Origin of the sequence: Microbacterium sp. Clip185 (assembly GCF_028743715.1) — a bacterium.
GTDB lineage: Bacteria > Actinomycetota > Actinomycetes > Actinomycetales > Microbacteriaceae > Microbacterium.
This window is the reverse complement of record NZ_CP117996.1, coordinates 312,502-327,440: the sequence shown is the minus strand read 5'-3', so window position 1 is coordinate 327,440 and position 14,939 is coordinate 312,502. Positions and strand designations below refer to the sequence as shown.

The following is a 14,939-nucleotide window of genomic DNA, read 5'->3' as shown; positions in this document are numbered from 1 at the left end:
GACCCCGCATCCGCCCTCCGCACCGCCCTCGCGCTCCGCCCACCTGCCCGCGAGACTGCATTTCGAGCACGAGATCACGGGTAATGACAGTGATCTCGTGATGGAAATGCAGTCTCGCGGAGGAAGTAGGGGAGGGTGGGGAGAGGAGACGCGGGCCGTGGGGTCGGGGCTGACAGCGCGGTGACAGCGGTGGGGGCGGCGTGACAGCGGCATGACGGCGGGTGCGGCGCACTCTGGGAGCACGCCAGCAGAAAGGCTCCCCATGACCACCACACCCCCTCCCGCCGTCCGGGCCGAAGGCCTCGTCAAGGTGTTCGGCGACAACCGCGCGGTCGACGGCGTCGACCTGCTCGTTCCCACCGGCACCGTCTACGGCGTGCTCGGCCCCAACGGCGCCGGCAAGACCACCACCATCAACATGCTCGCAACCCTCATGCGTCCGGATGCGGGCAGAGCCGAGATCTTCGGTCACGACGTGACCACCCAGCCGCAGGTCGTGCGCCAGCTCATCGGCGTCACTGGTCAGTTCGCCTCCGTCGATGAGACCCTCTCGGCCACCGAGAACCTCATGATCTTCGCGCGGCTGCTGGGGCTCAGCCGTGCCGAGGCACGCGCGAAGTCGACCGAGCTGCTCGAGCGCTTCGGGCTCACCGAGGCCGCACGACGTCCCCTGAAGAAGTTCTCCGGCGGGATGCGGCGGCGCCTCGATCTCGCCGCGTCCCTCATCGCGCAGCCGCCGCTCATCTTCCTCGACGAGCCGACGACGGGCCTCGATCCCCGCACCCGCGGGCAGATGTGGGACACGATCCGCGAGCTGGTCGCCGGTGGCTCCACCGTGCTGCTGACCACGCAGTACCTCGACGAGGCCGACCAGCTGGCCGACCGCATCGCGGTGATCGATCACGGCCGCGTCGTCGCCGAGGGCACCTCGGACGAGCTCAAGGCATCCGTGGGCACCGCCAGCCTGCAGCTTCGCGTCTCGGAGACGGCCGACACCGCATCCGCTCTCGAGATCGTCGAGACCGTGCTCGGGGTGCGCGCGACACTCTCCCCCGAGGCCTCGCGCATCACGGCCCCCATGGCGGATGCGGACCGCGTCACCGACCTGCTCCTGGCTCTTCGCACCGGCGGCGTGCGCCTGGCCGAGATGAGCGTGCAGAAACCCACCCTCGACGAGGTGTTCCTCACCATCACCGGTCACGACACCGGAGCGGACACCGCCGACGAGACCGAGACGAAAGAGATGGTGACCGCATGACCACCCTCGCCCCCCACCGCATCGTGCCCGCGACCGAGCGAGCACTGAAGAACCGCACGAGCCTGTCGCAGACGGTGAGCAACACCCTCACGATGGCGTACCGCGGTCTCGTGAAGATCCGGCGCACGCCGGAGCAGCTCGTCGATGTGACGCTGCAGCCGATCATCTTCACCCTGATGTTCGCGTACATCTTCGGCGGCGCGATCTCCGGCGACGTGCAGAACTACCTGCCGCTGCTGATCCCCGGCATCCTCGTGCAGACGGTCGTCACCACCTCCGTCGTCACCGGCACGCAGCTGCGCGAAGACATGGACAAGGGCGTGTTCGACCGCTTCCGCTCCCTGCCCATCGCCCGCATCGCACCCCTTTCGGGCGCACTGCTGGCCGACACCCTGCGCTACACGATCGCCACCACCCTCACCTTCGGGATGGGCTTCGTCATGGGCTATCGTCCCGGCGGCGGCGTGCTCGCCGTGATCGGCGCGGGCCTGCTGGTGATCGTGTCGTCGTGGGCGATGAGCTGGATCTTCGCGTTCTTCGGTGTGATCGCCCGCACGGCGGCCAGTGTGCAGGGCATCTCGATGCTGGCGCTGTTCCCGCTGACCTTCCTCTCGAACGCCTTCGTCCCGGTCGACACGCTGCCCGACGTGCTGCGCTGGTTCGCGGAGATCAACCCGATCTCCCACCTCATCACCGCCGTGCGAGACCTCGCGAACTCGGGCGTCGTCGGCAGCGACCTGTTCGTCTCGCTCGCAGGAGCCGCCGTCATCGTGGTGATCTTCGCTCCGTTGACCGTGCGCGCCTACATGCGCAAGGCCTGACTCAGAGCAGCGCCGCCAGGTCGGCGAGATCTGCGGGGCCGGATGCGGAAGCGTCCGGCCCCGCATCCGTTCCGATCTTGGCCCGTACGCGCTGCACGACGGGATCCGTCTCGTCGGCTCGGCCCCGCAGCGCCGCCGCGAGAGCCAGAGCGTGCCGCGCGTCGTCCGGGCGATCGGTCGCGGCGAACAGCTCCGCCGCGGCGAGCGCCGCATCCGCCATGATCGGCTGGTCGCCCGATCCGATCGCGAGCTCAATGCCGACGCGCACTTCGTCGCGCGCCTCATCGAAACGGTCCGCAAGCACGAGCGCCTGGGCATGACGCGCGTGCATCCAGGCGTGGATCTGCGGCGGAATCCCCGGCAACGTCCCGTCGCGCAGTGCGAGCGGCAGGGTGTCCAGGATGCTCAGGGCGGCCTGCCCGTCGCCCATGATCACCTCGAAGGTGACCACGGTGATGGCCGCCTGGAGCATGGCGCGGTCGGAGCCGTCTCGGCGGGCCGCCTCCTGCATCCCCACCAGGCGCGCCCGCGCCTCATCGACGCGACCGAGCCGCACCAGCAGCACGATCGCGAAGGCCTGCTGCTGCAGCTGGTCGGATGCCGAGGTGAGGCCCTCGAGTGCACGGCTGGCCGCATCCGTGATCTCCAGCGCCTCCTCGAGTCGGCCGTGCAGCATGAGCCACTCCGAGCGCATCTGACTGGCCAGGGCGATGCCCCACGTGTCGCCCACCTCGCGCAGCAGACGCAGCGCCTGCTCGCTCTGACGGTCGAGCCGTTCGATGTCGCCGCCGTTCTGGGCGATCGCCGCCTCGATCGCGGCGACGACACCGCGGGACCAGGTCGGCGCCCCCACGAGATCGGCAGGGTCCAGCCGGAAGTTGGGCAGCCAGGGCGTGCCGGTGCGACCGTCGCCGATCGCGCGGGCCTGAGCCTTGAGCAGGACGGGCAGGATCAGCGTCAGCTCCGACGGATGCGCCGCAGCGGCCTGCGCGATCCGATCGGCGTCTTCGGCGGTGAACCCGCCAGAGACGTGCGCGTCGGCCGAGGCGAAGATCAGTCGCACGCCGGTGATGACCACGCCCGCCTCGGAATCGAGCGTGGCGGCCTCGCCGACGAGTTCGAGGGCGGTGCGCAGTGCTTCGAGCCGCTCGCGCATGATCCACACCCAGATCTGGGCGCGCACGAGCTCGACCGCCGTCTCGCTCATCTGCGCCCGCGCACCGCTCCAGCGGGTGGCGGCGGCCAGGTTCTCCTCGTTGGCATCGAACCACGCGATCGCGGAACGCACCGCGGGCGTGCGCAGCTCCGCGTCGCGCTCGAGGGCCCGCCCGGCGAGCACCCGCGCCTGCGCATCGCGCGCCCGCTCCTCAGACCCGCGGCGGCGCAGCTGTTCGATGCCGTACTCGCGCACCGTCTCGAGCACGCGGAACCGCCCGCGCGCCCGCTGCACGAGCGAGCGGTCGACGAGCTCGTCGAACACGCTCGCGGGCAGGGCGAAGACCGCGGCGACCGCGCCCGCATCCGCCGCGTCGATGCCGTCCGGGAACACGGCCAGTGCCAGCAGTCCCTCACGCTCCGGCTCGCCGAGCAGGTCCCAGCTCCAGTCGATGACCGAGCGCAGCGTCTGATGGCGGGCCGCCGCCGAACGAGGGCCGCGATCGAACAGCGCGAACCGGTCGGAGAGGCCGGACTCCAGCTCGTCGATACCGAGCGTGCGCGCCTTCGCGCCGGCCAGCTCCAGAGCGAGCGGAAGCCCGTCGAGATGCCGGGCGATGCGCGCGACGGCCGGAAGCTCCTCGGGGGTCGGTTGCGTGCCGCGCGCGGCGAGGATGCGGGCCACGAGGAGAGCGGTGGCATCCGCATCCGGCAACGGACCGAGCTCGACGAACGCCTCACCGGGCAGCCCCAGCGGCTCGCGGCTCGTCACCAGCACCCTGACGCCTGGCGTCGTGAGCACGGTCCCCGCGACCTCGGCCGTCTCCTGCAGCACGTGCTCGGCGTTGTCGAGCACCAGCAGCACGGAGCGACCCGCGAGGGCGGCGAGCACACTGTCCGCCGCGGAGAGCTCGCCCGCGGGGTTGTCGGTGAGCCGGATGCTGCGCCCGAGGGCCGTGACCACCGTGCTCCAGACCTCGCCCGGCTGGGCCGGTGCGAGCTCGACGAAGACGGCGGGCGGCAGCCGGCGGGCCGTCTCGAGGGCGAGGGTCGTCTTGCCGGCGCCGCCTGGCCCGAGCAGAGTGACGAGTCGGAACGTCTGCAGCTGCGACGAGATGAGGGCGAGCTCCGCCGAACGCCCCACGAGCGGCGTGAGGGCTGCGGGGATGGCCGAGACCGGATCCGGCGGCACCTGTCGCGGCGGCGCGTCGCTGGAGAGCCGCTCCGCGTGCGCGCGGTCTTCGAGAAGGTCCCGCAGCACCCAGTCGAAGCCGTCGGGGAGCCAGGGCTCACCGCGCCACAGGGCGAGCGCCTCGCGGGCAAGGGGCGCGGGGTCTGCGCCCGCGCGTGCCGCCTGCACGAGGTCGGCGAAGCGCACGAGATCGACGTCGTCGCGGGCGACGTCGAGCGTGTAACCGCCGGGCTCTGCACGGAGGACCCCGTCCGGCAGTGTCCGCCGCATCCGCGACACGAGGGACTGCAGCGAGGCGCGCGGGTCCTCCGGGGCGTCGTCGGGCCATACGTCCTCGGCGAGAGCGCGGTAGCTGACGGTCGTTCCCGCATCCAGCGCGAGCCTCAGCAGCAGCGCACGCTGGCGTGATCCGCGCACCTCGATGGGCGTACCCGCCGCATCCTCGGCCGCGAAACCGCCGAAGAACCGCAGCCGCATGCTCTCACTGTAGAACGCGCCCGCATCCGACCCCGTCCCGCCTCTCGACCGCGAGCGGGAAGGAAGAGGGGTGGGACCCGGAAAGAGACGGCCGTCGGGGCTCAGGCGCGGGTGGTGACGTGCTCGGCGAACAGGCCGGGCCAGGCCATCACCCCGTAGGGACTGCGTGCCACGATCAGGCGACTGTCGTCGATGAGCTCGCGCAGCGTTCGCGCGGTCTTGAGCGGATGCGTGCGGTCGCCGGTCCAGGCGAGGATGAGGGTCGGCACCTCGATGCGGGCGATGCGCTTCTTGGGCGGAAGATCCGTGGCGGCGGCTCCCCGCAGCACGGTCGGCAGCAGCTCGGCAGGCACGGTGGGGCGCGTCTCGGGTGCGTCCGCGAGGGCCGGTGGAACGGGGGCCGTGTTGCCGATCTCGAGGAGAGCGGCGAGGCCCCCGCGCTCGACGAGTTGGGCGTTCGCCCGATACACGTCGCCCTGGGCCCGGCGCCGCTTGTAGGCGGTCGGGGGCGTGACGAGGGTGAGCGTCGAGAACCGGCGCCGGTCGGCGGCCGCCGCGTGCAGCAGAGTTCCCGTTCCCATCGACGGACCGACGCCGTGCACCTTCTCACCGGGTGCGACGGCGTCCAGCAGCATGAGCAGGTCTTCGGCGAGCGCGTCCCAGCCGTAGTCCGACTCTCGGTCGGTGCCGCTCGATCGGCCGTGTCCGCGCGCGTCGTAGCGCAGGATGCGGTGGCCGCGCAGCGCACGACCGAGGTCGAGGCCCAGTTGCGCGTCGCGACTGCGGCTCGAGGTCAGCCCGTGCAGCTGCACGACGAGGGGCCCCTCGTCGCCGGTGATGTCGTAGTCGAGGCTCGCGCCCCGCACACGTAGCGCCGGCATCCGCGTCTCCGTTCCCACCCGTCCACTGCGCGCAATCTGCGCCCCTTAGACTACGGCGCCATGCGCCTGACCAATGTCGCCCACCTCCGGCTCCCGGCCGGGCGGCTGCACAGCTACGACGTCGTCATCGAAGCGACGGATCAGGAGCTGCCCGTCTCGTTCGATCAGGGCCGCCACGTGGGCGAAGGCGACCGGCCGGGGTCGTGGATGGCGATGTCGTTCCGCATCCCGGGCGCCGAGCGCGAAGCCCTGGGCCGCGCGTGGGATGCGGTCGTCGCCCGCCACGGAACCCTGCGCACCGTCTTCCGCGCGGGTGAGCGCGTGCGGCTGTTCGCGGGTGAGCAGACCCCCGGCGTGTGGCGCGCACATTCCGCCGCCACCGACCTCGCGGCGGCACTGCGGGAGGCGTTCGACGCCGGTTGCCGCCCGCATGCAGCGGGTTCCTTCCTCCTGTGTCTCGTGGAACCGGATGCGGGCGAGCCGGTCGTCGTCATCGGCAGCGACCACGCGCACGTCGACATGTGGTCGCTGCTCGTGCTGGGTCGCGACCTGGATCGGGCGCTGCGCCGCGTGCAGGCGGGCGACGAGCCGGACCTAGGGTCGGCGCATCCGTTCGCCGAGCACACCGCGTTGCTGGAGGCGATGGGCGAATCTCCCGCCGACGTGCGCGACGAGTGGGAGCGCCTGCTCGCGGCCGGCGAGCAGGCCATGCCGCGCTTCCCGCTCCCCCTCGGCGACATGAGCCGAGTGCACGACGAGGTCGTGGAGATGCGCGACGTGCTCGATCCCGCGCAGGTGGTGGAGCTGACCCGGGTCGCCCAGGAGCAAGGCGTTCGGGCGACGGCGGTCGCGCTGGCGGCGGTCACGCGCGCCACCCGTCGCGTCGCCGACGCGCCGCTTCGTGCCGTCTTCCCCGTGCACAGCCGGAACGATCCGCGGTGGATGGATGCGGTGGGCTGGTTCATCACGAACTCGGTCATCGAGTGCGAGGACGGCGACCCGGCAGCCTGCGCCGCCGATGTCCGCCGCGCGCTGCAGCTCGGCTCGCATCCGCTGGCTCCGGTGTTCGCGCCCCGCGGCGGGATGCCCCGAACGCCGGGCATGTTCGCGCTGTCGTGGTTGGACACACGACGCCTGCCCGTCTCGGTCGACGACCCGCAAGCATCGTGGATCTCCGCGGTGATCCGCACGAACGGCGTCATGGTCTGGTTCGTGATCAACGACACGGGTCTGCACCTGCGCTGCCGCTACCCCGACACCTCCGAGGCGCGTGCCTCCCTCACGCTCTGGCTGGATGCGGTGGAGAGCGAGCTCCGGGCAGCGGCGACCGCATCCGTACCCGTCGCGGGCTGAAAGCCCCGCAGGCAACCTCCCGCGCCGACTGAGGCCGCGGGGATACGGTGGCGGTTATGACTGCGCCCGAGAGCACCACGCGCGACACCCGCTTCTTCGGACAGCCCTGGGCACTCGCCCACGTCTTCGGCGTGGAGATGTGGGAACGCTTCAGCTTCTACGGGATGCAGGGGATCCTGCTGATCTACCTGTACTACTCCGCCACCGAAGGAGGGTTGGGTCTCGACAAGGCGGTCGCGACCGGGATCGTCGGCGCCTACGGCGGCGCCGTGTACCTCTCGACGATCCTCGGCGCGTGGATCGCCGACCGCCTGCTCGGCTCCGAACGCGTGCTCTTCTTCAGCGCCATCGTGATCATGGCAGGTCACATCGCGCTGGCCCTCCTGCCCGGTTTCGTGGGCGTCGGCATCGGTCTCGCGCTCGTAGCCCTCGGCTCCGGCGGACTGAAGGCCAACGCCACATCCGTCGTCGGCACGCTGTACACCGACGACGATCCCCGCCGCGACGGCGGGTTCTCACTGTTCTACCTGGGCATCAATCTCGGCGCCTTCTTCGGGGCGCTGCTGACAGGGCTCTTGCAGTCGCTGGCCGGATTCCACTGGGGCTTCGGTCTGGCGGCGGTGGGAATGGCCATCGGTCTCGTGCAGTACTCGTTCGGCCGCCGCCAGTTGCCCGCCGAGGCGCGGGCCGTGCCGAACCCGCTGCCGCGCGAGCGTCGCGCCCTGTGGATCGGCATCGCCGTGGCCGGCGTGGTCGTGATCGCGGCGAGCGTGCTGCTGGGCATCGTGCGGGCCGACAACCTGGCACTCGTCGTCATCGTCGTGACGATCGTCGCCGCGATCGCCTACTTCGCCGTCATCCTGGGCTCGCGGCGGATCGACGCGACCGAACGCTCACGGGTCTACGCGTTCATTCCGCTCTTCATCGTGAGCGTCGGATTCTGGTCGCTGTACCAGCAGCAGTTCACGGTGCTGACGATCTACTCCGACGAACGACTCAACCGCGACCTGTTCGGCTGGGAGATGCCCGTCTCGTGGGTGCAGTCGATCAACCCGGTGTTCATCATCCTGCTCTCGGGCGTCTTCGCCGCCCTGTGGACGAAGCTCGGCCGACGGCAGCCGTCGACGCCGGTCAAGTTCGCGATCGGGGCGATCGTCATGGGCGTCGCATTCTGGCTTTTCCTCATCTGGGCCGACGGCGGACAGAACGCCACACCGCTGCTGGGTGTCATCGGCATCCTGTTCGTCTTCACCGTCGCCGAGCTGTTCATCTCACCGATCGGGCTGTCGGTGTCGACGAAGCTCGGGCCCACGATCTTCCACACGCAGATGGTCGCGCTGTTCTTCCTCTCGGTCGCGCTCGGCACCGCGATCGCCGGCGCGCTGGGCGAGTTCTACGACCCCGAGAACGAGGTCGGCTACTTCTCGATCCTCGGACTCATCGCGATCGCACTCGGCGTCGCGCTGCTGCTCGCGGTGAAGCCCGTGCTGCGACTCATGAAAGGTGTGCGCTGAGCGCTCAAACGCGGCGCAGCTCGTCGCTCGCCCGATCGGCGGCGGCCACGAGCGCCGGCAGGTAGTGCTGCACGAGGTGCTCGACGCTGTCGCGGGTCGCGGATGACGAGACGTTGATCGCGGCCACCACTCGATCGCTGCGGTCGCGCACTCCGACGGCGATGGAGCGCAGCCCGGCCTCGAGCTCACCGTCCACGACGGCCCAGCCCTGCTCTGCGACCCGGTCGAGCTCGGCGGCCAGGCGCGCCGCATCCGTCACGGTCCGATCGGTGAGCGGATGCAGGTCCGCCAGCGCCTCGGCTCGAGCGGATGCCGGCAACGCCGCCAGCAGCACGCGCCCCATGCTCGTGGCGTACGCCGGGAAGCGGGTGCCGATCGTGATGCGCACGCTCATGATGCGCCGGGCCGGCACGCGGGCGATGTAGACGATGTCGGCGCCGTCGAGCACCGCCGCCGACACGCTCTCTCCGACCTCGCGCGAGAGCAGTTCGAGGTGCGGTTGGAGCACTTCGGGCAGCGACAGCGACGACAGGTAGCTGAAGCCGAGCTCGAGCACCCGCGGCGTGAGGGCGAACAGGCGTCCGTCGCTGCGCACGTAGCCGAGACTCACGAGGGTGTGCAGGAAGCGGCGGGCGGCCGCGCGCGTGACCTCGGCGCGGCGCGCGACATCGCTCAGGGTGAGCTCTGCGTGCTCCGCATCGAACGCGCGGATGACGGCGAGGCCCCGGGCGAGCGACTGCACGAACTCGCCGGATGCGTCACCCTGCTCGCTCATCCGCTCACCATATCGGCGCCGGTCACCTCTCGAGGACGACAGCGAGCCCCTGCCCCACTCCGATGCAGATCGCGGCGACCGCGATGCCCCCGCCGCGGCGCGCGAGCTCGTGTGCGGCGTGGCCGATGATGCGACCCCCCGACGCGCCGAGGGGATGACCGATGGCCAGCGCGCCGCCGTGGATGTTCACCCGCTCCGGGTCCAGGTCGGGCCATCCGGCGAGGCAGGCGAGGCTCTGCGAGGCGAACGCCTCGTTCAGCTCGACGACGTCGACGTCGCCCCACGTGTAGCCGGCGCGGGCGAGCGCCTTGTTCGCCGCCTCGATGGGGGCGATCGGGAACACGTCGGGGTCGACGCCGTGGGCCGCACGGGCGGCGATGCGCGCCAGCGGCTCACCGGGCAGCACGCCCTCCGCCGCGACGAGCACGGCGGAGGCGCCGTCGTTGATGGGCGAGGAGTTGCCCGCCGTGACAGAGCCATCACCGTCAGCGGCGAACAACGCCCGCAGGCCCGCGAGCTTCTCGACCGACGTGTCGGGCCGGATGCTCTCGTCGCGGGCGAGCTCGGCGCCGGGAACCTGCACGATCTCACCGTCGTAGACACCGGCAGCCCAGGCCTCGGCGGCGAGGCGATGCGAGCGCGCGGCGAACGCATCCTGCGCCTCGCGAGAGATGCCCCACTCGCGGGCGATCTTCTCCGCCGACTCGCCGTTGCTGATCGTCCAGGGCTTCGGCAGCGCGGGGTTGGTCATGCGCCAGCCGATCGCCGTGTTCCACAGCGTCTGGTTGCCGACGGCGGGCCAGGGTTTGGCCGACTTCTCGACGACGAAGGGCGCGCGGCTCATCGATTCGACGCCGCCCGCCAGGATGATATCGGCGTCGCCGGACTCGATCGCGCGCGAAGCCTGGATGACGGCCTCCACCGACGAGGCGCACAGGCGATTGACGGTCGCACCGGTGACGGTCGTCGGGAGTCCTGCCAGAAGCGCGCCGAATCGGGCGACGTTGCGGTTGTCCTCGCCGGCCTGATTCGCGTCACCGAAGATCACGTCGTCGATGCGCGCCGGGTCCAGCCCCGCGCGCTCGACGGTCGCGCGCATGACGAGGGCGGCGAGATCGTCCGGCCGGATGCCGGAGAGCGCGCCCCCGGCTCGACCGAACGGCGTGCGGACGGCGTCGTAGACGAAGCTCGCGGTCATTTCTCCTCCTGGGGCGCGGATGCGGCCGCATCCGTCGCATCGATGAGCGCAAGACCGGTGAGCTCGCGCAGCTGCTCGATCGTGTTGTCGCCGAAGGCCTCGATGACGGCGAAGCCCGCATCCGTGATCTCGAAGACCGCGTGATCCGTGTAGACGCGCGAGACGCAGCCCACGCCGGTCAGCGGGTACGTGCACGCGGCGACGAGCTTCGGCTCGCCCGCGCGGGTGAGCAGATCCGTCATGACGTAGACCGACTTGGCTCCGATGGCGAGATCCATCGCCCCTCCCACGGCGGGGATCGCACCGGGCTCGCCCGTCGACCAGTTGGCCAGGTCGCCGTTCTGCGCGACCTGGAAGGCGCCGAGCACGCACACGTCAAGATGCCCGCCGCGCATCATCGCGAAGGAGTCCGCGTGGTGGAAGTACGCGGCCCCCGCGACGGCCGTGACGGCCTGTTTGCCGGCGTTGATGAGGTCGGGATCGATGCGATCGGATGCGGGGGCCGCCCCCATCCCCAACAGGCCGTTCTCGGTGTGCAGCACGATCTCGCGGTCGGCGGGCAGATGATCGGCGACAAGCGTCGGCGCTCCAATGCCGAGGTTCACGACCGCGCCGTCGGGGATGTCGGCCGCGATGCGGCGGGCGAGGTCTGCGCGGGAGACACGGGTGGTCATCGCTGCTCCTCCTTCTCGAGCGGGCGGCCCTCCAGGTCGGTGCCGCCGACGAACACGCCGTCCTTCAACCAGCGCCGCTCGCCGACCGCGACCACACGATCCACGTACAGCCCCGGGGTCACGACCGTCTCGGGATCGATCGATCCCAGCGGCACGATCTCGTCGACCTGCACGATGGTCGTCGTCGCCGCGGCCGCCATGATGGGGCCGAAGTTGCGGGCGGTCTCGCGGTACACGAGGTTGCCCCAGCGATCCGCGGCGCGCGCCGAGATCAGCGCGTAGTCGGCGCGGATGGGGTGCTCGAGCACATACGTGCGCCCGTCGATCTCACGGTGCTCCTTGCCCTCGGCGAGCGCGGTGCCCACGCCGGTCGGGGAGAAGAACGCGCCGATCCCGGCGCCGGCGGCGCGGATGCGTTCGGCGAGGTTGCCCTGCGGGACGAGCTCGAGCTCGATGCGTCCGGAGCGATAGAGCTCGTCGAAGACCCAGGAGTCCGACTGGCGCGGGAACGAGCACACGATACGACGCACACGACCGGTGGCGAGCAGGGCGGCGAGACCCGTGTCGCCGTTGCCGGCGTTGTTGTTCACGATCGTGAGGTCGCTCGCGCCGTTCGAGATGAGGGCGTCGATGAGTTCGACGGGCTGACCTGCGCGGCCGAACCCGCCGATCATGACGGTGGAGCCGTCCTCGATGCCTGCGACCGCCGACGCGACGTCGGCGACAGTCTTGTCGATCACACATCCTCCTTCGGAAGTGCTCGCTCCCTCTCGGGATGTTCGCTCTGCGAACGTAAGTACGTCTAGCGAACATTGTATGCCCGCTCCCCCATGCTCGTCACCCCCTCACCCGTGCTCAAGGGACCCGAAGTGCGCCCCCGTCGCCGGGAACACCACATCTCGGGTCCCTTGAACACGACACCCTCTTGTTCGAGGGACGCGAGTCGTTGCGATTCGGGCGGAATCGCCGCATTTCGAGTCCCTTGAACATGTGGGTCGATCCGGGGAGATCAGGGTTGGCTATTGCGCATAGCTGGAAGGCTATGTAATGTTTCGGACATGACCCCCTCATCCTCCTCCGCCACCTCGACGCAGCACCTTCGCGTCGAGGGCGGCGAGATCGGCTTCGACGTCGCGGGCAAGGGCCCGCTCCTGCTGCTCGTGCCCGGAATGGGCGAGTTGCGCTCCTCGTACCGGCACCTCGCACCGCTGCTCGTCGCGGCGGGCTACCGCGTCGCCACCGCCGACCTCCGCGGACACGGCGACAGCTCCGCCGGTTTCGACGCCTACGGCGACGTGCCCACCGCATCCGACATCGCCGCCCTCATCCGGCATCTCGGCGCCCCCGCGGTGATCGTCGGCAACTCGATGGCGGCCGGAGCCGCCGTGATCGTCGCCGCCGAGCACCCCGAGCTCGTCTCGGGGCTGGTGCTGGTCGGACCCTTCGTGCGCACCCCGCCGAACCAGAGCGCGATGGCGGCACTGATGTTCCGGATGCTGATGGCGCGCCCCTGGGCCGTCGCCGCGTGGAACGCGTACCTGCCCACCCTGTACTCGGGCCAGAAGCCCGCCGACTTCGAGGCCTACCGTGCCACGATGATCCGGGCGCTCCGACGCCCCGGCTATGCCCGGGCCTTCCGCCTCACCACACGCACCGACCACCTCGACGCCGAGCGGAGCCTCGCACGTGTCACCGCGCCCGCGCTGGTCGTGATGGGCGACGCCGACCCCGACTTCGCCGATCCCGCGGCCGAGGCCACATGGATCGCCGAGACGCTGCACGGCACGGCCGTCATGGTCGAGGATGCGGGTCACTACCCGCAGTCCCAGCGGCCTGAGCGCACGGCCGACGCCATCCTCGCCTTCCTGCGAGAAGGGGTCGACCGTGCCTAGGGCGGGGCTCACGCCCGCGCTCGTCATCGAGCGCGCCGCCGCGCTGCTCGACGCTCCGCATGCGGGGCCGCTGAGCTTCGCCGCGCTCGCCGACGACCTCGGTGTGCGCGCGCCGTCGCTCTACAAGCACGTCGACGGGCTCGCCGGACTGGAGCGGGGCATCATGCTGCGCGCCAAGACCGAGCTCGGTGACACGCTCGCTCGCGCGGCCGTGGGACGATCCCGTGGCGACGCCATCCGGGCGATCGGGCACGCCTACCGAGGTTGGGCCCTCGCCCACCCCGGCCAGTACCCGCTGACGATCGCCGCCCCGGTGGCGGGCGACGAAGAGGACGAGCGCGCATCCGCATCCGTGCTCTCCGTGGTCGCGGGCGTGCTTGTCGGGTACGGCCTCGAGGGCGACGACGCGGTCGATGCGATCCGGTTCCTGCGCGCCTCGCTGCACGGTTTCCTCTCCCTTGAGACCTCGCACGCGTTCGAACTCCCCGTCGACATCGAGCGCAGTTTCGCTAGGGCCATCGACACCGTCGCCGACTCATTCGAGACCTGGCGTCGCGACTGAACGCCTGTCCGAGAGACGCGAAACGCGGCCGCTCGCACAAAAACGCGACGTTTCGAGCCCCTCGAACATGAGTGGGATGCGCGCGACGACCACAGCAGACCAGCCCGGTGACATTTGTCACTTCAGACGATGACGCGGCGACACTGCTGTGATCGCCGCCCGACTGATGTGCTGAAGGGGCGATGCCACCCGCGTCGCGCAGGAGACACGCACCTCAGGACACCATGAAGAAACGCACCAAGATCACGCTCACCGTCGCCGCCGCCCTCGTCCTCGCACCGGCGGTCGCCGTCGGTGCGATGGCGACCGTGAACGCCGTCGCCACGAACTCCGAAGCCTCGGAGATCACCCCCTACGGGCAGCGTGTCAGCGTCGACGGCCGTGAGATGAACGTCGTCGTCAGCGGCGATCACGAGCAGACGATCGTGCTGCTTCCCGGGCTCGGGACGGCAGCCCCCGGTCTCGATTTCGCCCCGCTCATCGACCGGCTCGACGACGACTACCGCGTGATCGCCGTCGAGCCGTTCGGCACGGGGCTCAGCGACGGCACCGACGTCCCCCGCACCTCCGAGAACATCTCCCGTGAGGTGCACGAGGCTCTGCAGCAGCTCGGGGCGGATCGGTACGTGCTCATGGGGCACTCGATCGCCGGGATCTACGCGCTCACCTACACCTCGCTGTTCCCCGACGAAGTCACCGCGTTCGTGGGCATCGACAACAGCGTGCCGGACCAGCCGGGATCGGACGAGCCGATCCCCACCGACGCGATGGTGCTGCTCAACGACCTCGGCATCACCCGGGCACTGCAGGCGATCTCGCCCGATCCCTACGAGGGACTTCCCTACGACGAGCAGACGAAGCAGCAGATGCGCATGCTCGCTACCCGCAACACGACGGCTTCGACCATGGTCGATGAGATGCAGCACGCGAGCCGGAACTTCGCGGATGCGAGCGGCGCGCGATTCCCCGCTTCCCTCCCTGTGCTGCTGTTCGTCCGGGAGAACGACACGGATGTGGCGGACTGGGTGTCGCTGCACGAAAGCCAGGCGGCGTCGGTCGACCGCGGCGAGGCCGTCGTCATGACCGGGGACCACTACCTGCACCACACGCTCTCGGCACAGATCGCCGCCGCGACGAAGCGATTCCTCGACGGCTGACGAACCGCGGGCGGTGGGGGATCGCACTCC

13 protein-coding genes are annotated in these 14,939 nt (G+C 70.5%); 7 read left to right on the top strand and 6 right to left on the bottom strand.

All coding sequences use genetic code 11. The annotated features are described in order from the left end of the window. Positions 1-262: 262 nt before the first annotated feature. Positions 263-1,258, top strand: a complete 996-nt coding sequence (locus PQV94_RS01655) for an ATP-binding cassette domain-containing protein (protein WP_274287074.1) — start codon at positions 263-265, stop codon at positions 1,256-1,258. Then, positions 1,255-2,079 carry an ABC transporter permease gene (locus PQV94_RS01650; RefSeq protein ID WP_274287073.1) on the top strand — a complete coding sequence of 275 codons (825 nt, stop codon included), beginning with the start codon at positions 1,255-1,257 and terminating at the stop codon, positions 2,077-2,079. The genes PQV94_RS01655 and PQV94_RS01650 overlap by 4 nt, the downstream gene beginning before the upstream one ends. A 1-nt stretch (position 2,080) precedes the next feature. On the opposite strand, the gene PQV94_RS01645 is transcribed toward PQV94_RS01650, so the two are convergent. Beyond that, positions 2,081-4,903, bottom strand: a complete 2,823-nt coding sequence (locus PQV94_RS01645; RefSeq protein ID WP_274287072.1) for an ATP-binding protein — start codon at positions 4,901-4,903, stop codon at positions 2,081-2,083. 101 nt (positions 4,904-5,004) lie between these two features. Beyond that, positions 5,005-5,784: an alpha/beta fold hydrolase gene (locus PQV94_RS01640; RefSeq protein ID WP_274287071.1), complete on the bottom strand. Its 780-nt coding sequence runs from the start codon at positions 5,782-5,784 to the stop codon at positions 5,005-5,007. Between the two features lie 60 nt (positions 5,785-5,844). Here PQV94_RS01640 and PQV94_RS01635 point away from each other — a divergent pair, with 60 nt between their 5' ends. Then, a complete protein-coding gene (locus tag PQV94_RS01635) occupies positions 5,845-7,137 on the top strand; it encodes a condensation domain-containing protein (RefSeq protein ID WP_274287070.1) in 1,293 nt (430 codons plus the stop codon). 56 nt (positions 7,138-7,193) lie between these two features. After that, positions 7,194-8,651, top strand: a complete 1,458-nt coding sequence (locus PQV94_RS01630) for a peptide MFS transporter (protein ID WP_274287069.1) — start codon at positions 7,194-7,196, stop codon at positions 8,649-8,651. Between the two features lie 4 nt (positions 8,652-8,655). Here PQV94_RS01630 and PQV94_RS01625 read toward each other — a convergent pair whose 3' ends face one another. From PQV94_RS01625 to PQV94_RS01610, 4 genes are read right to left on the bottom strand one after another with little or no spacing between them, the layout of a single operon-like run. Then, positions 8,656-9,426, bottom strand: coding sequence for an IclR family transcriptional regulator domain-containing protein (locus PQV94_RS01625; protein WP_274287068.1), 771 nt, complete (start codon positions 9,424-9,426; stop codon positions 8,656-8,658). Positions 9,427-9,448: 22 nt separating this feature from the next. Next, on the bottom strand, positions 9,449-10,624 hold the full coding sequence (locus tag PQV94_RS01620; protein ID WP_274287067.1) for a thiolase family protein: 1,176 nt from the start codon (positions 10,622-10,624) through the stop codon (positions 9,449-9,451). Further along, positions 10,621-11,298 (bottom strand): 3-oxoacid CoA-transferase subunit B, encoded by a 678-nt coding sequence (locus PQV94_RS01615; protein WP_274287066.1) that lies wholly within the window; start codon positions 11,296-11,298, stop codon positions 10,621-10,623. The genes PQV94_RS01620 and PQV94_RS01615 overlap by 4 nt, the downstream gene beginning before the upstream one ends. Continuing rightward, positions 11,295-12,038: a 3-oxoacid CoA-transferase subunit A gene (locus PQV94_RS01610; protein WP_274287065.1), complete on the bottom strand. Its 744-nt coding sequence runs from the start codon at positions 12,036-12,038 to the stop codon at positions 11,295-11,297. Before PQV94_RS01610 ends, PQV94_RS01615 begins: the two co-directional genes overlap by 4 nt. A gap of 318 nt (positions 12,039-12,356) precedes the next feature. On the opposite strand from PQV94_RS01610, the gene PQV94_RS01605 reads away from it, so the two are divergent. From PQV94_RS01605 to PQV94_RS01595, 3 genes are all read left to right on the top strand, one after another. Next, positions 12,357-13,190: an alpha/beta fold hydrolase gene (locus PQV94_RS01605; protein ID WP_274287064.1), complete on the top strand. Its 834-nt coding sequence runs from the start codon at positions 12,357-12,359 to the stop codon at positions 13,188-13,190. Then, a complete protein-coding gene (locus PQV94_RS01600; protein WP_274287063.1) occupies positions 13,183-13,752 on the top strand; it encodes a TetR/AcrR family transcriptional regulator in 570 nt (189 codons plus the stop codon). Before PQV94_RS01605 ends, PQV94_RS01600 begins: the two co-directional genes overlap by 8 nt. A gap of 224 nt (positions 13,753-13,976) precedes the next feature. Further along, complete coding sequence (locus PQV94_RS01595; RefSeq protein WP_274287062.1) at positions 13,977-14,909, top strand: alpha/beta fold hydrolase; 933 nt, start codon at positions 13,977-13,979, stop codon at positions 14,907-14,909. The last annotated feature ends 30 nt before the right edge of the window (positions 14,910-14,939 follow it).